Source organism: Burkholderia cepacia complex sp. TUM26381 (assembly GCF_057439935.1).
On sequence record NZ_CM172006.1, the window covers coordinates 3,342,442 to 3,367,334 of the forward strand.

The 24,893-nt window shown below is 68.6% G+C and carries 25 protein-coding genes and 1 pseudogene; 14 read left to right on the forward strand and 12 right to left on the reverse strand.

Going from position 1 to position 24,893, the window contains the following annotated elements; genetic code table 11:
• Positions 1-410: 410 nt before the first annotated feature.
• A complete protein-coding gene (locus ACWMMN_RS15670) occupies positions 411-968 on the reverse strand; it encodes a DapH/DapD/GlmU-related protein (RefSeq protein WP_486422836.1) in 558 nt (185 codons plus the stop codon).
• 373 nt (positions 969-1,341) lie between these two features.
• On the opposite strand from ACWMMN_RS15670, the gene ACWMMN_RS15675 reads away from it, so the two are divergent.
• Positions 1,342-1,956, forward strand: coding sequence for a glutathione S-transferase family protein (locus tag ACWMMN_RS15675; RefSeq protein ID WP_059233040.1), 615 nt, complete (start codon positions 1,342-1,344; stop codon positions 1,954-1,956).
• A gap of 28 nt (positions 1,957-1,984) precedes the next feature.
• Here ACWMMN_RS15675 and ACWMMN_RS15680 read toward each other — a convergent pair whose 3' ends face one another.
• Positions 1,985-2,953, reverse strand: a complete 969-nt coding sequence (locus ACWMMN_RS15680) for an ion channel (protein WP_059233039.1) — start codon at positions 2,951-2,953, stop codon at positions 1,985-1,987.
• Positions 2,954-3,117: 164 nt separating this feature from the next.
• Positions 3,118-4,137 (reverse strand): sulfate ABC transporter substrate-binding protein, encoded by a 1,020-nt coding sequence (locus tag ACWMMN_RS15685; RefSeq protein ID WP_174994234.1) that lies wholly within the window; start codon positions 4,135-4,137, stop codon positions 3,118-3,120.
• 116 nt (positions 4,138-4,253) lie between these two features.
• Here ACWMMN_RS15685 and ACWMMN_RS15690 point away from each other — a divergent pair, with 116 nt between their 5' ends.
• Both ACWMMN_RS15690 and dapA read left to right on the forward strand, forming a co-directional pair.
• Entirely contained in the window at positions 4,254-4,448 is a 195-nt protein-coding gene (locus tag ACWMMN_RS15690) for a hypothetical protein (RefSeq protein ID WP_342703017.1), read from the forward strand.
• 139 nt (positions 4,449-4,587) lie between these two features.
• Positions 4,588-5,481, forward strand: a complete 894-nt coding sequence (gene dapA, locus ACWMMN_RS15695) for a 4-hydroxy-tetrahydrodipicolinate synthase (protein ID WP_340624521.1) — start codon at positions 4,588-4,590, stop codon at positions 5,479-5,481.
• A 59-nt stretch (positions 5,482-5,540) separates the two neighbouring features.
• Here dapA and ACWMMN_RS15700 read toward each other — a convergent pair.
• Positions 5,541-5,849, reverse strand: a pseudogene (locus tag ACWMMN_RS15700) (type II toxin-antitoxin system VapC family toxin); the annotation flags it as partial.
• Between the two features lie 64 nt (positions 5,850-5,913).
• A complete protein-coding gene (locus ACWMMN_RS15705; protein ID WP_059233036.1) occupies positions 5,914-6,975 on the reverse strand; it encodes a LysR substrate-binding domain-containing protein in 1,062 nt (353 codons plus the stop codon).
• Positions 6,976-7,081: 106 nt separating this feature from the next.
• On the opposite strand from ACWMMN_RS15705, the gene ACWMMN_RS15710 reads away from it, so the two are divergent.
• Positions 7,082-8,353 (forward strand): MFS transporter, encoded by a 1,272-nt coding sequence (locus ACWMMN_RS15710; RefSeq protein ID WP_486422837.1) that lies wholly within the window; start codon positions 7,082-7,084, stop codon positions 8,351-8,353.
• 55 nt (positions 8,354-8,408) lie between these two features.
• Here ACWMMN_RS15710 and ACWMMN_RS15715 read toward each other — a convergent pair whose 3' ends face one another.
• A complete protein-coding gene (locus ACWMMN_RS15715) occupies positions 8,409-9,047 on the reverse strand; it encodes a glutathione S-transferase family protein (protein WP_256085326.1) in 639 nt (212 codons plus the stop codon).
• A 112-nt stretch (positions 9,048-9,159) separates the two neighbouring features.
• On the opposite strand from ACWMMN_RS15715, the gene ACWMMN_RS15720 reads away from it, so the two are divergent.
• From ACWMMN_RS15720 to ACWMMN_RS15730, 3 genes are all read left to right on the forward strand, one after another.
• On the forward strand, positions 9,160-10,080 hold the full coding sequence (locus ACWMMN_RS15720; protein WP_256085327.1) for a LysR substrate-binding domain-containing protein: 921 nt from the start codon (positions 9,160-9,162) through the stop codon (positions 10,078-10,080).
• Between the two features lie 172 nt (positions 10,081-10,252).
• Positions 10,253-10,537: a hypothetical protein gene (locus tag ACWMMN_RS15725; RefSeq protein ID WP_486423231.1), complete on the forward strand. Its 285-nt coding sequence runs from the start codon at positions 10,253-10,255 to the stop codon at positions 10,535-10,537.
• A 47-nt stretch (positions 10,538-10,584) separates the two neighbouring features.
• Positions 10,585-12,705 carry a phosphocholine-specific phospholipase C gene (locus tag ACWMMN_RS15730; RefSeq protein ID WP_486422838.1) on the forward strand — a complete coding sequence of 707 codons (2,121 nt, stop codon included), beginning with the start codon at positions 10,585-10,587 and terminating at the stop codon, positions 12,703-12,705.
• Between the two features lie 18 nt (positions 12,706-12,723).
• Here ACWMMN_RS15730 and ACWMMN_RS15735 read toward each other — a convergent pair whose 3' ends face one another.
• Positions 12,724-13,347: an RBBP9/YdeN family alpha/beta hydrolase gene (locus ACWMMN_RS15735; protein WP_059233031.1), complete on the reverse strand. Its 624-nt coding sequence runs from the start codon at positions 13,345-13,347 to the stop codon at positions 12,724-12,726.
• Between the two features lie 368 nt (positions 13,348-13,715).
• Here ACWMMN_RS15735 and ACWMMN_RS15740 point away from each other — a divergent pair, with 368 nt between their 5' ends.
• The 4 genes from ACWMMN_RS15740 to ACWMMN_RS15755 are packed head-to-tail and all read left to right on the forward strand — an operon-like array spanning position 13,716 to position 16,358.
• The gene (locus ACWMMN_RS15740) at positions 13,716-14,657 is read left to right on the forward strand and encodes a 2-hydroxyacid dehydrogenase (protein ID WP_059233030.1); all 942 of its coding nucleotides are present in this window, start codon (positions 13,716-13,718) and stop codon (positions 14,655-14,657) included.
• A 32-nt stretch (positions 14,658-14,689) separates the two neighbouring features.
• Positions 14,690-15,622 (forward strand): hydroxymethylglutaryl-CoA lyase, encoded by a 933-nt coding sequence (locus tag ACWMMN_RS15745; RefSeq protein ID WP_059233029.1) that lies wholly within the window; start codon positions 14,690-14,692, stop codon positions 15,620-15,622.
• A gap of 26 nt (positions 15,623-15,648) precedes the next feature.
• Positions 15,649-16,155 (forward strand): YbaK/EbsC family protein, encoded by a 507-nt coding sequence (locus ACWMMN_RS15750; RefSeq protein WP_059233028.1) that lies wholly within the window; start codon positions 15,649-15,651, stop codon positions 16,153-16,155.
• Positions 16,152-16,358 (forward strand): DUF1289 domain-containing protein, encoded by a 207-nt coding sequence (locus tag ACWMMN_RS15755; protein WP_059233027.1) that lies wholly within the window; start codon positions 16,152-16,154, stop codon positions 16,356-16,358. Before ACWMMN_RS15750 ends, ACWMMN_RS15755 begins: the two co-directional genes overlap by 4 nt.
• A 231-nt stretch (positions 16,359-16,589) precedes the next feature.
• Here the strand turns inward: ACWMMN_RS15755 and ACWMMN_RS15760 are convergent, their stop codons facing one another.
• Positions 16,590-17,492 carry a DMT family transporter gene (locus tag ACWMMN_RS15760; RefSeq protein WP_059236585.1) on the reverse strand — a complete coding sequence of 301 codons (903 nt, stop codon included), beginning with the start codon at positions 17,490-17,492 and terminating at the stop codon, positions 16,590-16,592.
• Positions 17,493-17,603: 111 nt separating this feature from the next.
• Between ACWMMN_RS15760 and ACWMMN_RS15765 the strand changes: the two genes are divergently transcribed.
• Complete coding sequence (locus tag ACWMMN_RS15765; RefSeq protein WP_059236583.1) at positions 17,604-18,095, forward strand: Lrp/AsnC family transcriptional regulator; 492 nt, start codon at positions 17,604-17,606, stop codon at positions 18,093-18,095.
• A gap of 33 nt (positions 18,096-18,128) precedes the next feature.
• Here ACWMMN_RS15765 and ACWMMN_RS15770 read toward each other — a convergent pair whose 3' ends face one another.
• Positions 18,129-19,025: an alpha/beta fold hydrolase gene (locus ACWMMN_RS15770; protein WP_059233025.1), complete on the reverse strand. Its 897-nt coding sequence runs from the start codon at positions 19,023-19,025 to the stop codon at positions 18,129-18,131.
• Positions 19,026-19,304: 279 nt separating this feature from the next.
• Here ACWMMN_RS15770 and ACWMMN_RS15775 point away from each other — a divergent pair, with 279 nt between their 5' ends.
• The gene (locus ACWMMN_RS15775; RefSeq protein WP_059233024.1) at positions 19,305-20,264 is read left to right on the forward strand and encodes an NAD(P)H-dependent flavin oxidoreductase; all 960 of its coding nucleotides are present in this window, start codon (positions 19,305-19,307) and stop codon (positions 20,262-20,264) included.
• A 121-nt stretch (positions 20,265-20,385) separates the two neighbouring features.
• Here the strand turns inward: ACWMMN_RS15775 and ACWMMN_RS15780 are convergent, their stop codons facing one another.
• The 3 genes from ACWMMN_RS15780 to ACWMMN_RS15790 all read right to left on the reverse strand — a co-directional run bounded on the left by ACWMMN_RS15780 (position 20,386) and on the right by ACWMMN_RS15790 (position 23,448).
• Positions 20,386-21,348: a LysR family transcriptional regulator gene (locus ACWMMN_RS15780; protein ID WP_059233023.1), complete on the reverse strand. Its 963-nt coding sequence runs from the start codon at positions 21,346-21,348 to the stop codon at positions 20,386-20,388.
• Between the two features lie 183 nt (positions 21,349-21,531).
• The gene (locus ACWMMN_RS15785) at positions 21,532-22,608 is read right to left on the reverse strand and encodes a porin (protein WP_059233022.1); all 1,077 of its coding nucleotides are present in this window, start codon (positions 22,606-22,608) and stop codon (positions 21,532-21,534) included.
• A gap of 345 nt (positions 22,609-22,953) precedes the next feature.
• Positions 22,954-23,448: a peptide-binding protein gene (locus ACWMMN_RS15790; protein WP_174994242.1), complete on the reverse strand. Its 495-nt coding sequence runs from the start codon at positions 23,446-23,448 to the stop codon at positions 22,954-22,956.
• Positions 23,449-23,794: 346 nt separating this feature from the next.
• Here ACWMMN_RS15790 and ACWMMN_RS15795 point away from each other — a divergent pair, with 346 nt between their 5' ends.
• Positions 23,795-24,826 carry a bile acid:sodium symporter family protein gene (locus tag ACWMMN_RS15795; protein ID WP_486422839.1) on the forward strand — a complete coding sequence of 344 codons (1,032 nt, stop codon included), beginning with the start codon at positions 23,795-23,797 and terminating at the stop codon, positions 24,824-24,826.
• The last annotated feature ends 67 nt before the right edge of the window (positions 24,827-24,893 follow it).

A 24,893-nucleotide genomic window follows, 5' to 3' on the forward strand; every position in this document is an offset into this window, starting at 1 on the left:
TCCCGAATCGCGGCAAAGGGCGGAAACCCGCGCCGGAGCAGGCGCGCCGCGCGATCGGGCGCGACACTCACCGATGAATTTCACAGCAATTCGCGTCGTTTCGCGGCGAGTTGTCCACACCCCGATTCATGTCTCGCGCAGCATCCGGTCATCCTCACCTGTGAAACCCACAGCGTGCCGAGTCGTTTCCGGGCGCGGATATCCACAACCCGGCGAGCGGCCGGATCTTCATCCGGCTGTCGACGGACGTCTCGGCGCACCACCGCCGGGGACAACCGGAAAGGCTTGTCCGGCCGGCCCCGGCGGCACCCTCACCCTTCAGATGCACAGCGTTTCGAGTCGCTGCGAAGCGAGTTGTCCACATCGGTCCGCCGATGTCTCATCGCGCCCGCACGCGCGCCCGAGCGACGTTACTCGGCAATCGACCGGATGACCGTCGCAGGATTGCCGCCGACCAGCGTATTCGGCGGAACGTCGCGCGTGACGACCGCCGCAGCCGCGACGACCGAATTCTCGCCGACCGTCACACCGCCGATGATCGTCGCGCCGGCGCCGATCCACACGTTCCGCCCGATCACGATCGGCTTCGCGACGACGCAGTCACGGCGCCGCGAAGGCTCGACCGGATGACCGGACGTGATCAGGCTGACGTTCGGGCCGATCATCGCGTCGTCGCCGATCTCGAGCCCGCCCAGGTCGTAGAACGTGCAGTTCTGGTTGACGAACACGTTGCGCCCGAGCTTCATGCCGGTGCCGCCTGTGGCATGGAATGGCGGGATCAGCGTGAAGCCGTCGTCGACCTGCATGCCGATCAGTTCGCCGAACAGCGCACGAACCTCGGCTGCATCGTCGAACGTCAGACGGTTGAGCCGCGCGGTGATCGCCATCGCTCGTTTGACCTCGGCCACCATGGCCGCCGATTCGGGCGTTCTGCGCGGAATGATCGTGGTGCGATCGTCGTTTGCCATGCGTGACTTGTCTCCAGTGATTGCCGTGTTTCGCGATGCGTCGGCGGTTGCAGCCGAATGCCTGAGACGCGCATGTACGGGTGCTACGGAATCGGCGGTGCGCGTTGGTAGCGATGCTGCTTTTCGCCTGAATTTTTACCGATTTATATAACTAGTTTTCATATAACTAGTTATTGATAACTCCCTTATCCCATCGGGCTTTGCCCGATTTTCTGCCCGATTCACGCGCGACAGATAACGCCCCAACAGTCTCTTTCAGCCGAACCGCCCCTCGCCGGGCGCCCCTAGCCGGGCGCCCCTGTCCGAACCTCCTGCGCTCGGGTACGCTTGAGCATCGACCGGACCGACACCAGCACCGAAACGCGGAGGCGCGATGAAGCTCTACTACTGGCCGAAGACCCGGGCATTCCGGGCGTTGTGGATGCTCGAGGAAATCGGCGTGGTGTACGAACTCGTGCCGATCGACCTGCGCTCGCACGAACAGGGCAGCGACGCATTCGTGCAGGTCAACCCGATGGCCAAGCTGCCCGCGCTCGACGACGGCAGCGCGCCGTTCGCCGAATCGGGCGCCGTGCTGCTCTATCTCGCCGACTGCTGCCCGGGCGCCGGGCTCGGCATCGCGCCCGACGATCCGCTGCGCGGCCGTTTCCTCCAATGGATGTTCTTCACGCCGGCCTGCCTCGAACCGGCGATGGCCGAAAAATTCACCGGCGCGTCGGGCAATCCGGTCGCGTTCGGCTGGGGCAACATCACGCGCGTGCAGCGCGCGCTCGCGCAAGCGCTCGCCCACACCCCCTGGCTCGTCGGCGACCGTTTCACCGCGGCCGACCTGCTGCTCGCCAGCACGCTGAAGATCGCGTTCGACGCGCATCTGCTGCCGCACGAAGGCGTGCTCGGCGACTACGTTGCGCGCGCGGAGGATCGCGACGCATTCCGCCGCGCGGTCGCGATCGAGCAGCGCGAAGCGGCGCGGTTGCTGCATGCGTGACGCATGAGGGGGCGCCCGCCGCCCCCGGTCACGCCTGCGCGGCCGGCCCCTGCGCCGACGCGCCCGCTTCGGCCGCCACGCCCGGCGAACTGCGTTCGTCGGTGTCGACGTCGATCGGCACGACTTCGTGAAAATGCGTGTAGTCGATGTGCGTGATGCCGTCCTCGTCGTGCATCAGGTCGACATAGCGGTGACGCCAGCGGATCTCGCCATGCGCCCATGAGTGACGCGCCTGCATGACCTGCGCGGTCGTTTCGTCCGAGCCCTCGATCGTGATCAGCAACGACGCGTCGCGCGCGGCGAGCGATTCGGGCGTCTCGCCGAACAGCGCGCTCGATTCGTCGATCACGTGCATCAGGTTCCAGCCGAGCAGGAAGATCGGGTGCTCGCTGCGCACGAGCGGCAGGTCGTGGATCTTGCGCAGCGAGTAGCCCTCGTGCGTGCCTTCGATGCGCATCAGCCGCAACTTCGCCTGCGCCTCCGCAATCACGTTCTGGCGCGCATTCGCGGCACGCACCATCAGCGTCATCCGGCCGTTCAGCGGCCGCACGATCGCGTTGCGCGCGAACAGGATCTTCGCCTGCGGCCGCGAAAAGCGCGCGAACACGAGCCCCGTGGCCAGCGCGATGCTCGACATCCCGACGAAGATCTCGAGCGTCGCGACGAGGTGCGCATAAACGGTCTGCGGATGCATGTCGCCATAGCCGACGGTCGCGAGCGTCTCGACGCTGAAGAAGAACGCGCCGCCGAAGCCGGCCGGCGACTGGTTCGCGATCGGCGTGCGGCCGAGCACGTAGAGCGTCGCGAAGCCGCCGTTGAGCAGCAGGAACAGCACCGCGAGCGACAGGAAGAACACGGGCCAGCTCACCGTCAGCGCGCGGTGGTAGAAATCGCGCCAGCCGAGCGGCGGCATCCCGTACGCGATCACCGGGCGGGTGCCCGACCAGATCTTGCGGCCACGGCCGCGGGAGGCTGGGGAGGACGAATCGACGTTCATCGCGCGGGGCCGGTTGCAGGGAGGCGATGAGCGTAGCACGCGCCGCGGCGGCCGGGAATGCGTGCCGGCGCGGAACGGAACTCCGCCGCGCAATGCAAAAAAAGGCCGCGGGTGCGGCCGGCTGCGTCGTCATCGCGCGGACCCGCGCGCGATGCGCGCCGCGGTCACTTCCGGTCGACGATCACCTGGTCGAACGTGCCGCCGTCGGCGAAATGGGTCTTCTGCGCGTTCGCCCAGCTGCCGAAAACCTGCTCGACGCTGAACGTCTTCAGCGCCTTGAACTCGGCCGCATGCTTCTTCAGCACGTTCGCGTCGCGCGGGCGCAGATGGTGCTGCGCGATGATTTCCTGCGCTTCCGGCGTGTACAGGTAGTCGAGATACGCCTGGGCAACCTTGCGCGTGCCTTTCTTGTCGACGACCTTGTCGACGACGGCGACGGGCGGCTCCGCGAGGATGCTCGCCGACGGATACACGGCGTCGAACTGCGCGCCCGATGCGCCGGTGTCCATCAGCGCCACTTCGTTCTCGAACGTGACCAGCACGTCGCCTATGCCGCGCTGCGTGAACGTCGTCGTCGCGCCACGGCCGCCCGAATCGAGCACCGGCACGTTGCGGAAGATCGCCTTCTCGAAGTCGAGCGCCTGCTGGTCGGTCGCGCCCTTCTGCTTCTGGAAGCCCCACGCGGCGAGATACGCGTAGCGGCCGTTACCCGACGTCTTCGGGTTCGCGATGATCACCTGTACGCCCGGCTTCGCGAGATCGCTCCAGTCCTTGATCGCCTTCGGATTGCCCTTGCGCACGAGGAACACCATCGTCGTCGAGTACGGCGAGCTGTTGTCCGCAAAGCGTGCGCGCCAGTCCTTCGGCAGCAATTGACCGCGCTCGGCGAGCAAGTCGATGTCGTTCGGCTGGTTCATCGTCACGACGTCGGCCTGCAGCCCCTGCAGTACCGACAGCGCCTGCGCGCTCGACGCGCCGTGCGACTGCTTGATCGTGACGGTCTCGCCGGTCTTCTGCTTGTACGCGGCGGCAAAGCTCGTGTTGATGTCCTTGTACAGCTCGCGCGTCACGTCGTACGACACGTTCAGGATCGACGTGTCCGCATGCGCAGCCGTCGCCGCCACGACCAGCGCCGCCGCCGCGCCCGTGTGCAGCCAACGGCCGATCCCCTTGATGCTTGCCATCGTGATATGCCCCGTTTCCAGTGGTGGTGAATGTGCGTGACGGCACGCGTACGCGCTGTCATCGAAACGTAAGCGGGCATTCTAGCGGCCGGGCGCGGCGCGCTTTCCAATCAGTCGTGGAAAGCAAATCTCGAATCCTGCTAAACGGCGGCGGCGCTCGCGCGCGCCGCCGATCCGGTGTTAAGATCGCCGCTCAGCCCACTTACGGTTCATCCATGTCCGCTACCCTGCGCTCGCTTTCGATCCTCGCCGCCGTTGCGGCAGGTACGCGCGCGGCCGGGCTGAAACTGAAAAAACGACGCCTCGACTGACGGGGACGTCGCGTCCCGTCAGGCGAATGCCGGACGGGATGCCCGCAGGTCGTTTCTTTCTCCTTGCACGCACGCCTCGCTCCGGCACTCCGCCGGCGGAACGGTTCCTTACCATGCCGTTTCCACCATGAGGCTTTGCATGAACACACGTTTCGAAGGTATCTGGCTGCCGATCATCACGCCGTTCCACCACGGCGAAGTCGACCATGCAGCGCTCGCGCGGCTCGCCCGTCACTATGCGGGCGCGGGCATCGCGGGCTTCGTCGCGGGCGCGACGACCGGTGAAGGCGTCCTGCTCGACGGGCGCGAGCAGGACGCGGTGTTCGCGACGCTGCGCGACGCGGCGCCCGGGCGGCCGATCGTCGTCGGACTGACCGCGAGCGCGACGCACTTCGCGGCCGCGCGCGCACGCGAACTCGCGGCGCTGCGGCCCGACGGGCTGCTCGTCACGCCGCCCGTCTACGTGCGGCCGACGCAGGACGGCATCCGCCGCCATGTCGAGGCGATCGTCGACGCCGCCGACCTGCCGGTGCTCGTCTACAACATCCCGTACCGCACCGGCGTGAGCGTCGAACTGGACACGCTGCAGGCGCTCGCGCGCGACCCGCGCGTCGCCGGCATCAAGGAATGCGGCGGCACGCTCGACCGGATGAGCCGGCTCGTGCACGACACGCCGCTCGCGATCCTGTCCGGCGACGACAACCAGAACTTCGCGGCGATGTGCGCCGGCGCGCACGGCGCGATCGCGAGCAGCGCACACGTGCTGCCCGAATGGCATGTGCGCATCCATGCGCTGCTGCGCGACGGGCGGCTCGCCGATGCACGGCGCCTGTCGGTCGCGCTGCAGCCGCTCGTCGCGGCGCTGTTCGCGGAGCCGAACCCGGCACCGGTGAAGGCCGTGCTCGCCGCGCAAGGGTGGTGCGAGGACGGGTTGCGGCTGCCGTTCGTGCCGGCGAGCGAAGGATTGCGGGTGCGGCTGGCAGCGATCTGTACGGCGCTCGAAGCCATCGAGTCGGACGTCGCCGCAGCATAAGCCGCTACGCCGCGCAGGGTGCTGCCGACAGACGCATTCCGACCCGACGGATTATTTCGCACTGTCAGAACCAGCGACAGGTCGTACCGAGCAGGACGAGCGTCGGCCGTCACGCGCTGAAGCGGTTCGTGGCGCGCCTGCGCGACCAGCAAGCGATCGAACGGGTCGCGAGGGTGATGAGGCAAATCACGCACCGCAGCCCCATGCGCGGCGCGAACCGGCAGCTCACGAATCCCGCATGCGCCGGTTGCCCGGATCAGCTTGCCCACGTCGATGTCGAGCGTCCCCAGACCGGCCTTGATGGCGGCCTCCCAGATACTCGCGCTGCTGACGATACGCTCGTCGGCAGCCGGGATCAGTCTGCGCGCCCCATTCAGCCGATCGGCAGAGGGACGAATGGATCGCAGCCCGCGACGGCAACCGAAGGTGTCATCAGGCCGCCAACGCCGCCGCGCCCTCCGTCGCATCCCGCACCGCCTGCGTCACGATCCGCGCCAGCCGGTCGACCGTCGGCGTCGCCGACGACGTGCGCCGCAGCAGGATCAACGGCAGGCTCGGCAGTGCCGGCAGCCCGCACGACGCCGCGTCGAGCACCCGCACCGACGCGGGCAGCCCGTAGTGCGAGCGCACCGTCAGCCCGAGGCCGGCCGCCGCAGCCGCCCATAGCCCGGCAAGACTCGGCGTCGTGAACGCGATGCGCCACGGCACGCCCGCGCGATCGAGCGCATCGGTCGCCGAGCCGAAGAACCGGCACGGCCGGTCGAACACGACGAGCGGCAGCGGCTCACCCGGCGTGCGCCCGGCACGGCTGCCCGTAGCACCTGTAGCGCCCGTGTCGCCCGTTTCGCCTTCGGCGCCGTCGCCGCCCTCGTCCGGCACCCCGAAACCACCCGCCCGCACCGCACCGATCCATTGCATCGGCACCTGTGCGATCGCTTCGCTGTCGATCCCCGCCCGCGACACGAGCGCCGCCGACGCCGGATCGCCCCACACGAGCGCGAGATCGAGCTGGTTCGCATCGAGCCGCTCGAGCAGATCGGCATTGCGCGCCACGCGCGCCTCGATCCTCACCTTCGGATGCGCACGCGCGAACCGCCCGAGCACGTCGGGCAGGATCGCTTCGCCGAAGTCCTCCTGCAGCCCGACCCGCACCCAGCCGTCGAGATTCACGCCGCGCACCGCCGCGGCCGCCTCGTCGTTCAGTTCGATCATCCGCCGCGCATAGCGCAGCATCGCGTCGCCGGCATCGGTCAGTGCGAGCCCGCGCCCGGCTTTCACGAACAGCGGCGTGCCAGCCTGCTCCTCGAGCTTGCGGATCTGCGCGCTCACCGCCGACGACGAACGCGCGACGCGGTCGGCCGCCTTCGCAAAACTGCCGAGATCCACGCCCGCAACCAGGCTACGCAGCGCCGCCACGTCGAAGTTGGGCCGCGCCAGCGTGGCATCGGCCACCGCAAGCGGCTCGCCGCCGCGCGGAATGTCTTGTCCGGGCATTTCAACCATCCTGATTTATCGAACGATTTATCACAAACTTTCCGATTTTCAGGATGAATGTAGGCCGCCAGACTGTGGATGTCAATTTCCAACCGGGCCCGCCGTCATGGATACCTCGTGCATCGCCTCCCCCTCCTCGCCTGCCCGCGACGTGCGCGGCCCGGCCCATCGCTGGCGCGTGCTGGCGGCCGGTGTCGCCGCGAACATGAGCTTTTCGGCGGCCGCGGCCGGCATCCCGACCACGGCCGTGTGGATGCGCACGGCCTATCATCTCGACAACGGCGCGCTCGGCCTCGTGCTCGGCGCGCTCGGCTTCGGCGTCGCGCTGTCCGAGCTGCCGTGGGGAATCGCCGCCGACCGCTTCGGCGATCGGCGCGTGCTGCTGACCGGGCTGGTCGCGACGGCCGCGATGCTCGCGCTGATGGTGGCCACGATCGTCCCAACCGCGCACGCAGTGCCGCCGCTGATGCGCGTCGTCGCGGCCATGTGCTGCGTCGGCCTGCTCGGCGGCAGCGTGAACGGGTCGAGCGGACGCGCGGTGATGCGCTGGTTCGGCGAGCGCGAACGCGGGCTCGCGATGAGCATCCGCCAGACGGCCGTGCCGCTTGGCGGCGGCGTCGGCGCGGCGCTGCTGCCGTCGCTCGCGTCGCATCTCGGTTTCGCCGCGGTGTTCGGTGCGCTGATGCTGCTGTGCGCGGGATCGGCCGCCCTGACCTGGCGCTGGCTGCACGAGCCGCCCGCCGAGCCGGCCGCGGCGCGCGTCGCCACGCATCGCCCGGCCGGGCGGCAGACGTCCGCCCCGCAGGCGCGCAACCCGCTCGCGAGCGGCCCCGTGTGGCGCATCGTGCTCGGCATCGGCCTGCTGTGCGCGCCGCAGTTCGCGGTGCTCACGTTCGCGACGGTGTTCCTGCACGACTTCGGCCGGCTCGGCCTCGCCGGCATCAGCGCGGCGATGGTGGTGCTGCAACTCGGCGCGATGGTGATGCGCGTGTGGAGCGGCCGTCATACCGACCGGCACGGCAACCGGCGCGCGTATCTGCGCGGCTCCGTGTTCGTCGCGGCCGGGTCGTTCGCGCTGCTCGCCGCGGCGACGGCCGGCAGTGCGCACGTACCGCTCGCCGCGATCGTCGCGATTCTCGTGTTCGCCGGCATCTGCGTGTCGGCATGGCACGGCGTCGCGTACACGGAGCTCGCGACGCTCGCGGGCGCGAACCACGCGGGCACTGCGCTCGGGATGGTGAACACGATCGTCTACCTCGGGCTGTTCGCGACGCCACTCGCGATTCCGCCGCTGCTCGCGGTCAGCTCGTGGAGCGTGGTGTGGCTCGCAGCCGCGCTGGTCGCCGGCGCGACCTATCCGCTGTTCGCCGCGAAATAGCCGTTGCCCGTCTCACGCGGGCGTCGCGGCACACACCACGACGCCCGCGCATCCGTCAGGCTGCCTCGCGCGCCAGCGCACGCCGCGCAGCCGGCCGTTCGGCCTCGCGCTGCGCATGGGCTGTCCACGCCGCATGCTGCGACATGTCGAGCCCGATCGCGGTGCCCCAGCGGTACAGCACGAGCAGGAACGGATCGACGATCGAATGCGCGCCCGGTTCGGCCCACGTGCGGCCATCGGCGAGCGCGGCTTCGATCGTCGCGTTCGCGGCTTCGATCGTGTTGCGCCCGTGCGCGCTGATCGCACCGTGCAGCGCCGGATCGTCGATGAAGCGGCCCGGCCGCCACAGCGTGCCGTAGCCGACGCCATGCACCCAGCCGACCAGCCAGGCGAGCCATTCGTGGCACCGCGCCTCGCGCAGCGGATCGCCGAGCGGCAGCAATTGCGCATCCGGATGGCGGCGCGCGAGATACGTGAGGATCGCCGGCGTTTCGGTCAGCGCGCGCGGCTCGCCCGGAATCGCGAGCACGGGCACGCGCGCCTTCGCATTGATCGCGAGATAGCGCGCGTCGAGATTCTGCTGCTTCTGCACCGAGACGATCTCGACGTCGAACGGCGCGCCGGTTTCCTCCAGCGCGATGTGGGCGGCAAGCGAGCAGGCGCCCGGCGAAAGATAGAGACGATATGCGTTCATGATGGCGTGGCCCAACGGGGCTGTGGAAGACGGAACCGAGTGTAGGAACGTGTACCGGTGCGCCGCAAACGATGAATTGTCGTACTCGGGCATTAGTGTTACTAATACCCGCATGCGACGCATCCACCTCCCTCCGCTGCAGACGCTGCGTGCGTTCGAGACCGCCGTGCGGCTGCAAAGCTTCACGCGCGCGGCCGACGAACTCGCCCTCACGCAAGGCGCGGTCAGCCAGCACATCCGCGCGCTCGAAGCGCAGCTCGGCTATCCGCTCTTCACGCGCGAGCGTAACGGCGCGACGCCGACGCATGCCGCGCACGCGCTCGCGCTGCAGGTGCGCCAGGGCCTGAGCGTGCTCGAACGCGCGTTCGAGCCGGCGCTCGCGGTACGCCGCCGCCCGCGTCCCTGCGACGTGACGCTGAACGTCAGCGTGCTGCCGAGCGTGGCCGAGCGCTGGCTCGCGCCGCGCCTGCCGCGCTTTACGGCCGCGCATCCGCACATCGCGATCGCGCTGCACCCGGACGTGGCGCTCGCGCCGCTGCGCAAGCGCGATCGCATCGACGTCGCACTGCGCTACGGGCCCGGCACCTGGCCGGGCGTCATCGCCGAGAAGCTGATGAACGAAACCCTCTTCCCGGTCGCGAGCCCCGCGTACCGCAATCGCGACGGCGTCGCCCCGCGCGCGCCGGCGGAGCTCGTCCGCGCGACGCTGCTGCGCCATCCCGCGCAGCCGTGGGAACCGTGGCTCCAGGCCGCACGGCTCGACCTCACCGAATCCGCGCGCGCGCCGCGTTTCACCGATACGAACGCACTGATCGACGCGACGCTGCAAGGCCGCGGCGTCGCGCTCGCGCGCCGCTCGCTGATCGAGCCCGAGCTCGCGGACGGCACGCTGGTGCGCGTGTCGACGGTGCGCATCACCGACGTGTATGCGCACTACGTCGTCTGGCGCCCCGGCCATCCGCACGAGGCGGCGATCCGCACGTGGCTCGACTGGCTGCGCAGCGAGGTGCGGCGCAGGACGCCGCGGCGCTGACCGGCCGCGATCGGCAGGCGGCCGCCTGCCGGCCCGCCACACGCGAAAGCCAATGGTCAGCCTGGCGAAAGCCTTTCGCGATCACGCGCCCGACGCAAACGATTCACCGAAACGTCGCATCGCGTCGGCATACTCGAAAACGTTTCCCGATCAGCCTGCCAGGAGAGAAGTCATGCGTCGCGTTTCCGTCGTCGTCGTTCTTTGTGCCGCCGTTTTCGTCGCCGCCTGCAGCGACGACGGGCAGCACGACGCCCACGCGACCGACGCCTCGCAGCAAGCCGGCGCATCGTCCGGCTCTGCCAGCGCGTTCAACAACGATGCCGCAGCGAATGCCGCAGCGTCCGATGCGGCGCCGCTCGCGCCGCCCGTCGTGCACTACCCGCCCGATGACGGCGACGACGCGAAGCCCGCGGCGAACGCGGCCGCGTCGAGCGCCGCCGCATCGTCGCCGGGCTGATTCCGCCGCTTCCGCCCCCCCCCGACCGCAGAACCGAGGTGAACAACATGACGTCATCGAGCCGCCGCCGTTTCCTGCATACCGTCGCACAATCCGCGGGCGCCGCCGTTGCGCTCAACGCCTTTCCCGAATCGATCCGCCGCGCGCTCGCGATTCCCGCCGCGCGTGGCACCGGCACGATCCGCGACGTCGAGCACATCGTCGTGTTCATGCAGGAAAACCGCTCGTTCGATCATTACTTCGGACACCTGCGCGGCGTACGCGGCTACAACGACCGCTTCCCGATCCCGCTGCCGAACGGCAAGCCGGTCTGGTACCAGCCGTCGAAGGCCGATCCGGGCAAGCCGGTGCTGCCGTTCCGGCTGAACACGCTGACGACGAGCGCGCAGTGCGTGGGCGATCTCGACCACTCGTGGTACAAGACGCACGCGGCGATCGACGGCGGCCGCTACGACCAGTGGCCCGCGAACAAGACCGACATGACGATGGGCTATCACGTGCGCGAGGACATCCCGTTCCACTACGCGCTCGCCGATGCGTTCACCGTGTGCGACAACTACTTCTGCTCGCTGCCGGGGCCGACGCACCCGAACCGCTCGTACCTGATGACGGGCACGGTCGACCCGACCGGCAAGTTCGGCGGCCCGCTGCTCGACAACAGCGACTATGTCGACGGCGACGGGCCGCCGGCCTACCAGTTGCTGTCATGGACGACCTTTCCCGAGCGCCTCGAAGCGCACGGCGTGTCGTGGCAGATCTATCAGCAGGGCACGACCGGCAACGATCCGTACAACGGCAACTACGGCACCAACGTGCTGCAGAACTTCGCGAACTTCATCAACGCGAAGCCCGGTTCGTCGCTGTACCAGCGCGCGCAGACGGTGCGCACGCTCGACAACCTGAAGGACGACGTGATCAACGACCGGTTGCCGCAGGTGTCGTGGCTGTGCCCGCCGGCCGCGTTCTCCGAGCATCCGAAATACACGCCCGCGTACGGCGCGAACTACACGTCGCAGATTCTCGATGCGCTCACGTCGAACCCGGACGTGTGGCGCAAGACCGTGCTGTTCATCATGTACGACGAAAACGACGGCTTCTTCGACCACATCGTGCCGCCGCAGCCGCCGACGTCGGCCACGCAGGGCGCGTCGACCGTGACGACCGACGGCGAGCTGCATACGGTCGTGAACCCCGGCCGCGGCGGCAGCTACACGGCCGACGGCCTGCCGTACGGCCTCGGGCCGCGCGTGCCGATGACGGTCGTGTCGCCGTGGACCAAGGGCGGCTACGTGTGCTCGCAGGTGTTCGACCACACGTCGGTGATCCGCTTCATCGGCGAGCGCTTCGGCATCGACGAACCGAACATCACGCCGTGGCGCCGCACCGTGTGCGGCGACCTCACCGCCGCGTTCGAGTTCCGCTCGCCGGATGCATCGTTCCCGCCGCTGCCGGATACCAGCCAGTACCGCTCGATCGCGGACCAGCAGTGCACGTCGCAACCCGCGCCGACCGTGCCCGCGACGCCGTCGCCGGTCGATCCGCAGGAGCCCGGCGTGCGGCCCGCGCGCGCCTTGCCGTACGAACTGCACGTGAACGCGAGCATTTACAGCGGGACGAAGCTGCGCATCGAGTTCGCGAACCGCGGCAACCAGGGCGCGCACTTCCACGTGTATGCGACGAACCGCACCGACGGACCATGGCGCTATACGGTCGGCGCGCGCCGCGTGCTGCATGCGGACTTCGACCTGACGGTGACGAACGGCGTGTATGCGTTCTCGGTGTACGGGCCGAACGGCTTCGTGCGCGTGTTCTCGGGCAACGTGTCGGCCACGGCCGTGCATCACCGCAACCCGGCACAGCCGGAGGTGAAGGCCGGCTACGACGTCGCGAACGGGAACCTGTACCTGAAGCTGCACAACCACGGTGGCGCCCACGTCGCGCTGACGCTGACCGACAACGCGTACGGCACGCCGGCGCGGCAGGTGACGCTGCACGGCGGCGGCGAGCAGGTCGAGCAATGGGCGCTCGCGTCGAGCCACCAATGGTATGACGTGACGGTCAGCGACGGCGCGAACGGCACGTTCTCGCGCCGCTTCGCGGGCCACGTCGAGAACGGCCGGCCGAGCTACTCGGATCCGGCCGCCGTCAAGCCCGTCGCCGCGTCGTAAGCGCGACGGCCCGCGCCGTCAGACCGCGTGCGCGAGCGCGCGGTCGACGAGCGCGGCTTCGAAGCCGTCGTCCGCGTCGCGAAAGCGCAGCGGCGCCGCGCAGTGAACCAGCGTGTCGATGAAGTATTTCGCGCGCGGCCACGGCCCGAACCCGGCCGCCGTGTTGATGTGCCCGGCGTCGCCGAGGTTCACGAACGCGCTGCCGAGGCGCTGCGCGAGCGTGCGCGCGTCGGCGAGCGGCATCCACGGATCGGTCTCGCTGCCGATCACGATCGACGGCACCGCGAGCCGGCGGGCGTCGAACGGCCCGGCGAACGTGAATTTCTTCGGGCTGGCGGGCGCGACGAACAGCACGCCCGCGACATCGCCCGTATGCGGCCCCTGCGCGAGCGCGTGTGCGGCCGCAAGGCAGCCGAAGCTGTGCGCGGCGAGCACGAACGGGCCGCGCTCGCGATCGAGCAGCGTGCGCACCGAGTGCGCCCAGCCCGCGAGATCGGGCGCGTCCCAGTCGTCCTGCTCGACGCGCAACGAGCGCGGAAACTGCCGCTCGAGCCAGGTTTGCCAGTGAGCGCCTTCGCTGCCGTGCAGGCCCGGAACGGTGACGAGCCGCGGCGGCCACGCCGATTTGCTGCATGCGCTCATGATTGCCCTCGCTTGCTTGAAGACGAGATTCGATTGTGGCGCGGCGGACCCGGCGGCCGAACCAATATTTTGTGCTTTGCTTTTGCGCGGCCGGCGGCCGCGCGGCGGCCGCGCGGCGGTCCGGCGGCGGTCTGGTGGCGGCCCGATGGCGGGCCGCGCCGGACGCACGGCCCGCGCGACGGCGCGATGCGCCGCGAAACCGTAGAATGTGGGCTTCCCGTCAGCTTCACACGGAACCGGTCCGGGCGCCGACGCGCCGTGCCGGTCGTCAGGAGACGCCCGATGTCCGCTACGTCCGCCGGCGCGCTGCGCCCGGCTCCGCTCGCCGTTCCCGTGACGCGCCTCGCCGGCGCGCGCCCCTTCACGCAATGAAGATCCTGTTCCATTCCCCGCACCAGGAAGCCGTCGCGTGGCGCGACGAGATCGCTCACGCGCTGCCGGAAGCCGAGTTGCGCGTGTGGCAGCCGGGCGATACGGCCCCCGCCGACTACGCGCTCGTGTGGCGCGCGCCGCGCGAATTCTTCGCGCCGCGCGACGGCCTGCGCGCGATCTTCAACCTCGGCGCGGGCGTCGATGCGCTGCTCGCGCTCGATCGCGCGCATCCGGGCACGCTCCCCGCGCACGTGCCGCTGGTGCGGCTCGAAGATTCGGGCATGGCGCAGCAGATGGTCGAGTACGTGACGTACGCCGTGCTGCGCTACCTGCGCCGCTTCGACGAATACGACCTGCAACAGCGCGAGCGCCGCTGGCGGCCGCTCGAACCGCATGCGCGCGCACGCTTCGCCGTCGCCGTCCTGGGCCTCGGCGTGCTCGGCACCCAGGTCGCACGCGCGCTCGCCGCGCTCGGCCTGCCCGTGCGCGGCTACAGCCGCAGCCCGAAGCAGCTCGACGGCGTCACGACCTTCGCCGGCGACGGCGCACTCGACGCGTGCATCGACGGTGCGAAGGTGCTCGTCAACCTGCTGCCGAGCACGCCCGACACCGACGGCATCCTGTCGTCGCGCGCGTTCGCGCGGCTCGCGCCCGGCGCGTACGTCGTCAACGTCGCGCGCGGCGCGCACCTGGTCGAGGCCGACCTGCTCGACGCGCTCGCGAGCGGCCGGATCGCCGCGGCCACGCTCGACGTGTTCCAGCACGAGCCGCTGCCGGAAGACCATCCGTTCTGGCACGCGCCGCGCATCACGATCACGCCGCACAGCTCGGCCGAAACGCTGCGCGAGGAAGCCGTCGAGCAGATTGCCGGCAAGATCCGCGCACTGGCGCGCGGCGAGCCGATCAGCGGCGTCGTCGACTACGCGCGCGGCTACTGAATTCCGCCCTACCGAACAATCAGGAGACAACCATGACGTTCCCCACCGCCGTCAAGATCGTCGAAGTCGGCCCGCGCGACGGGCTGCAGAACGAGAAGACCTTCGTGCCGACCGACGTGAAGATCGCACTCGTCGACCGGCTGTCGCGCGCCGGCTTCCGCAATGTCGAGGCCGCGTCGTTCGTGTCGCCGAAATGGGTGCCGCAGATGGCCGACGGCGCCGACGTGATGGCCGGCATCGAACGCCGCGCGGGCACCGTGTACTCGGTGCTCACGCCGAACCTGAAAGGCTTCGAGAATGCGGTCGCCGCACGCGCGGACGAAGTCGTGATCTTCGGCGCGGCGAGCGAGGCGTTCTCGCAGCGGAACATCAACTGCAGCATCGCCGAGAGCATCGCGCGCTTCGAGCCCGTCGCGAAAGCCGCGAAGGACGCGGGCCTGCGGCTGCGCGGCAGCGTGTCGTGCACGCTCGGCTGCCCGTACCAGGGCGAAGTGCCGGTCGCGTCGGTCGTCGACGTCGTCGAACGCTTCGCGGCGCTCGGCTGCGACGAGATCGACATCGCCGACACGATCGGCGTCGGCACGCCGACGCGCACGCGCGAAGTGCTCGCGGCCGTCACGCGCGTGTTTCCGCGCGAACGCCTGTCGGGCCACTTCCACGACACCTACGGCCAGGCGCTCGCGAACATCTACGCGGCGCTGTTCGAAGGGATCGAGATCTTCCACGCGTCGGTCGCGGGCCTCGGCGGCTGCCCGTACGCGAAGGGCGCAACCGGCAACGTCGCGACCGAGGACGTGCTGTACCTGATGCAGGGCCTCGGCATCGACACCGGCATCGATCTCGCGCAGGTCGTCGCCGCCGGCGACTTCATCTCCAACGCAATCGGCCGCGCGAACGTGTCGCGCGCCGGGCGCGCCCTGCTCGCCAAGGCGCAGAGCGCGGCCGACGCCGCGAACTGCGTCTGATCGCGCCACTCCACGGATTCCTCGACATGACGACACCCGCTTCATTCGATTCACTCCCCGATTCCGCGCGACGCGTCGCGCTGCTGCTGCGCGAGCGCGGCCATGCGAAAGGCATCGTGATGCTCGCCGACACCGGCAAGACGTCGGCCGAAGCCGCGGCCGGGCTCGGCTGTTCGGTCGCGCAAATTGCGAAGTCGATCCTGTTTCGCCGGCAGGCGGACGGCGCGCCCGTGCTGGTCGTCGCGAGCGGCGTCAATCGCGTGGATGAAAAGAAGGTCGCCGCGCAGGTCGGCGCGGTCGGCCGCGCGGACGCGAAGTTCGTGCGCGACAACACCGGCTATGCGATCGGCGGTGTCTGCCCGATCGGCCATCTCGTCGAACCCGTCACGCTGATCGACGCCGACCTGCTCGCGCTCGACAGCCTGTGGGCCGCCGCCGGCCATCCGCACGCGGTGTTCAACCTGTCGCCGCACGAACTCGTGTCGCTGACGGGCGCGCCGGTCGCGGACGTCGCGTTGCGGGCCGACGCATGAGCGACGTGACGGTGCCGGTCGCCACGGTCGCGTCGCCGTGTACGGACGTCTGCCGCATCGATCCGCGCACCGACTGGTGCGCGGGCTGCCTGCGCACGCGCGGCGAGATCAAGGGATGGCGTACATCGGACGACGACGCCAGGCGTGCGCTGCTCGCGCGGCTCGACGCGAGGCGGCGCCTGCTCGCCGGAAGCGAAACATAAAAAAAAAGCCGTTCAGCCTCGCGGGCGAACGGCATCGAGATCGGAATCCTGTGAACGTGATCAACGTCACAGCCCGCATCATACGAGCGACGCCGCCGCGTCGCATCGGGTGTTTCCCTACAACTTCTTACAGCGTTTTTCACGCGTGCGCGGGGGCCGCTTGCGCGCGCAATCACCGTTCCTGAAATTCGCGTCCGGCGCGCCGCAGCGGCGCCGAATCGTACGATCGTTTCAGTTGCCGACCGCCGCGCGACGCGCGGGCACGATACGCCAGCCGAGGTTCACGCCGGCCGCCGCGAGCAGGATCAGCAGCGCGCCGAATACCTGCGTCCACGCGAGCGTCTGCCCGAACGCGACGTGATCGACGACGATCGCGACGACCGGATAGACGAACGACAGCGCGCCCGTCATCGCGGTCGGCAGCTTCTGGATCGCGCCGTACAGCAGCACGTACATCAGCCCCGTGTTGACGACGCCGAGCACGATCAGGTCGAGCCACTGCCCGGCCGTCGCAGGCAGCGTGCCGAAGTGCGCGAACGGCGCGAGCAGCACGATGCCGAGGCCGGCCTGCAGCAGCGCGAGCAGGTGCGGCGGCGTGCCCTTCAGGTGTTTCGTGACGATCGACGAGATCGCATACAGGAACGCCGCGCCGAGCGACAGCGCGACGCCCTCCAGATACGCGCCGGGCACCGCGAGCACGGCCGGCTCGACGCGCACCACGAACACGAGCCCGGCGAACGCGAGCGCGAGCCACGCCACCGTCGACGCGGTGATCCGTTCGCGGAACACGATCGCGCCGAGCGCGACGAGCATGAACGGCTGCGTGTTGTAGACGGCGGTAGCCATCGAGATCGACGCGCGCGAATAGGCGGCGAACAGCAGCAGCCAGTTCGCGACGATCGCAACGCTGCCGAGCGTCGCGAGCGCGAGCATGCGCGGCGAGAACAGCGAGCGGCGCAGGAAGCCGAACGCCGCGCAGACGATCGCGAGCGTCGCGGCGCCGAACAGGCAGCGGAAGAACACGACATTCGTCAGCGGCTGCTGCGACGACATCACGAGCCAGCCGATCGTGCCGGACATCAGCATCGCGACGATCATCTCGGCGGCGCCGCGGCGCATTTCATTCGAGGCCATCATGAACTCCGTTGAAGAGCGGGATGACTTCGATTCTAGAAACTTGCTTTCGCCGCAGCCACGGCTAAACTGAAGCGAATCAGCCGATTGACCTTCGAAAGCAAAGCGATCATGCCGAAACGCCTTTCCCCGCCCGCCGTCGCATCGCTCGACGCGACCGACCGCGCGATCGTCGCGGCGCTGGCCGACGACGCACGCATCGCGACCAGCGAACTCGCCCGGCAGATCGGGCTGTCGGCACCGGCGACCGCCGACCGCGTGCGGCGGCTCGAAGCGCAAGGCGTGATCGCCGCGTTCACCGTCGAGCTCGACCCGCGCGCGCTCGGCTACACGCTGCAGGCGATCGTCCGCGTGAAGCCGCTGCCGGGCCAGTTGCACCTGGTCGAGGAGTTGCTGCGGCGGATTCCCGAGTTCGTCGAATGCGACAAGGTGACCGGCGAAGACTGCTTCATCTGCCGGCTCTACCTGCGCACGATCGAGCACCTCGACGACATCCTGTCGAAGGTGACGGAGCGCGCGGAGACGAGCACCGCGATCGTGAAATCGACGCCGGTGCCGCGCCGCCTGCCGCCGCTCGTCGAGGACGACAGCGCGCACCGCTGAGCCGCAGGCGGCACGCGCCGCCTGCCCGCCCCTTTACGCCGCCGGATCGCGCGCCTCGAAGAACGCGAGCAGTTCGTCGATCAGCGCGACGGGCGCCTCTTCCGGAATGTAGTGCCCGCAGTCGAGCGCGCGGCCGCTGACGTCGCGCGCGACGCGCCGCCATTCGTCGAGCGGATCGAAGCAGCGGCCGACGATCCCGTGCTCGCCCCACAGTACGCGCAGCGGGCACGCGACCTTGTTGCCGCGCTCGAGATCCGCACGGTCGTGCTCGAGGTCGATCGTCGCCGATGCACGGTAGTCTTCGCACATCGCATGCACGGCGCCCGGCTGCGCGAGCGCCGCCCGATACGCGTCGAGCGCTTCGGGCGCGAACGGCGCGAGCCCGGCCGACCGGTTGCCCATCACGCGCTCGATGTACGCATCGGTGTGCGCGCCGACCAGCGTCTCGGGCAGCGGCGCCGGCTGGATCAGGAAGAACCAGTGGAAATACGCGGTCGCGAATGCGCGGTCGGTTTTCTCGTACATCGCGAGCGTCGGCGCGATGTCGAGCAGCATCATCCGCTCGACCGCCTCCGCGTGATCGAGCGCGAGCCGGTGTGCGACCCGCGCGCCGCGATCGTGCGCGCACACATGGAAGTGCTCGAAGCCGAAGTGCCGCATCACCGCGACCTGATCGGCCGCCATCGCCCGTTTCGAATACGGCACGTGCTGCGCGTCGCTCGGCGGCCGGCCCGATGCGCCGTAACCGCGCAGGTCGGTGGCGATCACCGTGAAGTGATCCGCGAGCGTCGCGGCAACGCGATGCCAGATCATGTGGGTTTGCGGATGTCCGTGCAGCAACAGAAGCGGCGGACCCGCGCCTCCTTTGACACCGAAGATGTCGGTGTCCTGCACCGTCACGCGAAACGGTGCAAACGCCTCAAACGACATGGTTTGTTTCTCGTTGGTTTGTTATGGCGGCTATTTTAGGAGCGCGCGCGCGTCTTCACAGCGGGGTAACCGCCAGAATCCGTAGAAAGAGAACACTCACTCGATTGCCGCCACACCGCGCCTTTTGTTAAGCTCGCGTAGAATCGCACGACCGTTCGTATTAATATGAACGAACGCGTTCCGCAGCTACACTCGAATCACCGTTCGACCGCAAAGCATGGTGTCGACGCCGGCGCGACTGCGCGGGCGCCGACCGCCCCTGGAGACTGGAGACATCACATGGCATTGCCCACTGTCCTGCAGAACCTGACGCTGCCCGTCATCGCGTCGCCGATGTTCATCGTCAGCTACCCCGAACTCGTGCTCGCGCAATGCAAGGCGGGCATCGTCGGTTCGTTTCCCGCGCTCAATGCGCGTCCGGCCGAACTTCTCGACGAGTGGCTCACGCAGATCCAGGCGGAGCTGGCCGACCACAAGGCGAAACACCCCGATGCGGTGATCGGCCCGATCGCGGTCAACCAGATCGTCCATCAGTCGAACGCGCGGCTCGAGCACGACGTGCGCGTGTGCGTCGAGCACAAGGTGCCGATCTTCATCACGAGCCTGCGCGCACCGGCGCGCGAGATCGTCGACGCGGTGCACAGCTACGGCGGCATCGTGCTGCACGACGTGATCAACCTGCGCCACGCGCAGAAGGCGCTCGAAGCCGGCGTCGACGGGCTGATCCTCGTCGCGGCCGGCGCCGGCGGCCACGCAGGCACGACGTCGCCGTTCGCGCTGGTCGGCGAAGTGCGCAAGATCTTCGACGGCCCGATCGTATTGTCCGGCTCGATCGCGAACGGCGGCTCGATCCTCGCCGCGCAGGCGATGGGCGCCGACTTCGCGTACATGGGCACGCGCTTCATCGCGACGCAGGAAGCGCACGCGATCGACGACTACAAGCACGCGATCGTGAACGCGAAATCGTCGGACATCATCTACACGAACCTCTTCACCGGCGTACACGGCAACTACATCCGCGAGAGCATCGAGAAAGCCGGCCTCGATCCGGACGCGCTGCCGGAATCCGACAAGACGAAGATGAATTTCGGCAGCGACAAGACGAAGGCGTGGAAGGACATCTGGGGCGCCGGCCAGGGCGTCGGCCTGATGGACGACCTGCCGAGCGTGGGCGCGCTCGTCGAGCGGCTGAAGCGCGAGTACGACGACGCGAAGGCACGGCTCGGCATCCCGCGCTGACGAAGGCGGCGGCCCTCGCGGCCGCCATCGGCGCGCAAACCGTCGGACCAAACAAAAAGCGCGAACCGCTTGAACTGCGGTTCGCGCTTTTTTATGGCCCCGCCGCAGCGGAATCCGCCGCTCAGACCGCGCGCTTCATCCGCGTGATCGGCAGCACGCGCAGGTGCGATTCGATCGACGGGCACAGCGACTGCCCTTCGAAACGCGCCGCCAGGAAGTCGACGAACGAGCGCACCTTCGCGGATACGTGGCGGCGGCTCGCGTACACCGCATAGATCGGCGCTTCGTGCGGCGGCACCGAATCGAGCAGCACCGGCACGAGCCGGCCCGATTCGATATCGTCGCCGACCACCTCGGTGCCGAGCAGCGCGATGCCCGCGCCGGCGAGCACGGCCGCACGCAGCCCTTCCAGGTGATTCACGATCAGGTTGCCGTTCAGGTTCACGCGCGACGCAGCGGCCGCGTCGATCACCAGCGCGTCGAGCATCGTCGAATTCGAATCGCGCCGCAGGTAGTTGTGGTGCGCGAGGTCGGCGATCGTCTGAGGCGTGCCGTGCTTCTCGAGATACTCGGGCGACGCGACCAGCAGGATGTGCGCGGTCGCGATCTGCCGCGCGACCAGCGACGACGATTTCAATCCGTTCGGCGCCGCGCGTACCGCGACGTCGTAGCCTTCCTCGATCAGGTCGACCACGCGATCGGACAGCGTCATGTCGACGGTCACGTCCGGGAACCGGCCCGCGTAATCGGTGACGGCCTGCATCACGTGCCGCAACCCGAACGCGGACAGCGACGTGACACGCAGCCTGCCCTGCGGCACCACGCTCGCGGCGCCGACGGCCTGCCCGGCTTCGTCGAGTTCTGACAGCGCCTGCACCAGGCGCTCATAGTATTCGCGTCCCGCCTCGGTAGGCGCAACGCGTCGTGTCGTGCGATGCAGCAGCCGCGCACCGAGCTGCTGCTCGAGATGCATCACGTGCTTGCTCGCCATCGCAGCCGACATCTGCATGCGTTCGGCCGCGCCGACGAAGCTGCCCACTTCGACGACGTAGCGAAACACATTCATGCTGACGAGGGTATCCATCGAACTAGCTCGTAATGACGGGGGAATGGTCCAATTACGAGATAGGGTAACAAAGGCGAGGAAACAGAAAGGTCAAGAAAGGCAAAACGGCGCCGCGAGTGACGGCGCCGTTTCGGGCGGGAAAACATGCAGCCGGAACACGCGTTTTACGCGCGCGGCCGGCGCATCGATCGCGCGTACGCGTCAGAACTTCGCGCGGATGCCTGCGCCGAACGTGTTGCCGGACGACAGGCCGCTGATTTTGTCGTTCATGTAGGCCGCGTAGACGTCCGTGCGCTTGGACAGCGGATAGTCGTAGCCGACGGCCCAGGTCTGGCGCGTCTGGTCGAGGCCGCCTGCGTCGCGCGAATACGCGTACGACGCCATCGCGTTGCCCACGCCGATCGGCACCGACACGCCGCCCTGCGCGGTGTTCACGTGCCAGCTGCCCGCGACCTGGTCATTCTTCGTATACATGTACTGGCCGAACAGCTTCACATACTTCAGGTCATAGGTCGCGCCGACCTGTGCGATACCCTGGCTCTTCATGCCGGAGACGAGCGCGCTCAGATCCTGCGGGCCGTTGTTGAAGTTCACGTACTGGTACACGGCGGTCGCCGCGAACGGGCCGTTCGCGTAGTTGAACTGCGCGCTCCACTTCTTCGAACGGTTGTCGCCGGCCTGGTTGCCGAGCGCGTACATCGCACCGAAGTTCAGGCCACCGAACGAAGGCGACGTGTACGACAGCGCGTTGTTCCAGCCCGAATCGCCGACTGCACCCTGATCGCTCGGATAGGTCGGGAACGTGCCGAGGCCGAGGAACACGTGGTACACCATCGGCGAGAAGGTGTACGAGTCGTAGAACGGGTTGAACAGGATCGTCGACAGGAACAGGTGCGTCGTCAGGCGGCCTGCCGTCACCGTGCCGTACGGCGAGCTGACGCCGACGTACGCGTTGCGCGCGAAGAACGTGTCGCCCTGGAAGCGGCCGAACTGGCCGTTCTGCGCGCGGAAGAAGCTCTCCATCGTGAAGATCGCCTTGTAGCCGCCGCCGAGATCCTCTGCACCGTGCAGGCCCCAGTACGACGTCGACATGCCGCCGCCCGACACGTTCCATGCGCGGTTGCCGCCCGGAAACTTGGTGGCGCCGACCCATTCGTCGACCTGACCGTAGAGCGACACGCTCGACTGTGCATGGACGGGCGCAGTGGCCGCCACGCAGGCGGCTGCGGCGATCAGCTTGACGGACGTGCGCGACGCACGGCGAGCAAATGCTTTCATGGGATCTCCAGATTTTGTCGAATAGTCGATAAGTGGCGCGAGCGTTGTTTTTTGGAGCCGAGTGCTTGCGTCGTATGGGGCGCAGCCATCTTTACGGATCATTCGTCCGGTCAAAATTGCGCACACTTATTGCTGGTATAGCGGCGGCATTAACTTCGCGGAATTGATACATGGCCGGATGCCCGGCAGCGGCCCGGCGCGAACGCGGTCGCGCGGCCAGGCGGCGGCGGGGCATGCGCGTGCCGGGCGCGAAAGATAGCGCAATGCGGCGGGAAAATCAGCGGAAATCTGCGCGCGACTGTGGCGAATTCGCATCAGCCGGCAGGGGGACGAGCGCCGGGGCGCTCAGTTTCGGTAGAACGGGGAGAAAAACGGCGAGTGCGCAGGCTCTTCCTGCGAGCGGGGCGGCGGCATCGGACGGCCGCCACGCTCCTCGTTGTAGCGCGCGACGTCGGCGCGGATCGAGCCGGCACGCAGCGGCACGTTGCCGCCACCCGGCGGGCGCGGCATCTGGCGCACGTCGGCACTGATCGGACGATACGGGCTTTGCGCGGCGTAATGGCCGTACGACGGCGTCGGCCGCAGCCCCCAGCGGGAGCCGTAGCCGCTCACACCACCGGGACGCACACCGGCAGGGGGCGGAGCGCGGCGCCAGACCGGCACACCGCCCTGCCCGCCGCCATTCGGCTGACCGTACGCGCGCATGTCGCCGCCACCGAAGCCGTGGCCGCCGAACCCGTGACCGCCGTGGGGCGGCTGGGCGAGCGCGAGCGGCATCAGGAACGCGCCGAGCACGCCTGCCACCCATCGTCCGATCTTCCGTTTCACCCGTTCCGTCATCGTTCCGTGCCTGTCCACGCCCGCCGCCAGCTCCTTTCGGCCGACCCAAGGCTTTCAGCAGTAATTTATGAGCCGTCCGAAACGGTGTCGAGCCAAAAAGTGTTATGTCGCGGGCATCGGTGTAACACCATGTTACTGCTAGGTTTTTTCACTTCCGGGCGCGATCGCGACAGAACATTCTTCTGCCGTTTTGCACGTCGCCGGGCGGCCAGGACAGCCGCCGTTTCATGCAACCGATTCATCAATCGATTCCCACAATGAATTTGTGTGGTGAATCGTCAACCCGGACAATAGCGCCATCCGCGCGCGCGACGCGCGCCTTCGTCGTTTCCGAACCGAGTTCCAGATGGCCCGTCCCCGCTTCCTTCCCGACAATTTCACGCTCGCGCTCGTCGGCACCGTCGTGCTCGCGAGCCTGCTGCCCTGCCGCGGCCCGGCTGCCCATGCGTTCAACTGGGCGACCAACATCGCCGTCGGCCTGCTGTTCTTCCTGCACGGTGCGAAGCTGTCGCGCGAAGCCGTCGTCGCGGGCGCGACCCATTGGCGGCTGCACGCGGTCGTGCTGCTCAGCACGTTCGCGCTGTTCCCGCTGCTCGGCCTCGCGCTGAAACCCGTGCTGCAGCCGCTCGTCACGCCGACGCTGTACGCGGGCGTGCTGTTCCTGTGCACGCTGCCGTCGACGGTCCAGTCGTCGATCGCATTCACGTCGATCGCCAAGGGCAACGTACCGGCCGCCGTGTGCGCGGCGTCCGCGTCGAGCTTGCTCGGGATCTTCGTCACGCCGGCGCTCGTCGGGCTGATGATCACGTCGCAGTCGGCCGGCGCCGCATCGCCGTGGAGCACCGTCGGCAGCATCGTGATGCAGTTGCTCGTGCCGTTCATCGCCGGCCAGTTGCTGCGGCCGGTGATCGGTGGCTGGATCGACCGCAACCGCGGCGTGCTGCGCTTCGTCGACCAGGGCTCGATCCTGCTGGTCGTCTACGTCGCGTTCAGCGAGGCCGTCAACGAGGGCCTGTGGCACCAGATCCCGGCGCGCGCGCTCGGCGGCCTGCTGGTCGTCAACCTCGTGCTGCTCGCGATCGCGCTGCTGCTGACCGCGTTCGTCAGCAAGCGGCTCGGCTTCAACCGCGCCGACCAGATCACGGTCATCTTCTGCGGATCGAAGAAGAGCCTCGCGGCCGGCGTACCGATGGCGAAGGTGATCTTCTCGGCGAACGCGGTCGGCGCCGTCGTGCTGCCGCTGATGCTGTTCCACCAGATCCAGCTGATGGCGTGCGCGGCGCTCGCGCAGCGCTGGGGCGCGCGCGACATGAGCGGCGAGCACGACGAGGGCGACGCGACCTCCGCGCCCGGCACGCTGAGCGCAGGCAAGCGCTGACGCCCCCGGAGGCGCGACGGCCGCCGATGGCGGCCTTCCGCTTTCCGCTTTCCGCCTTCCGCCTTCC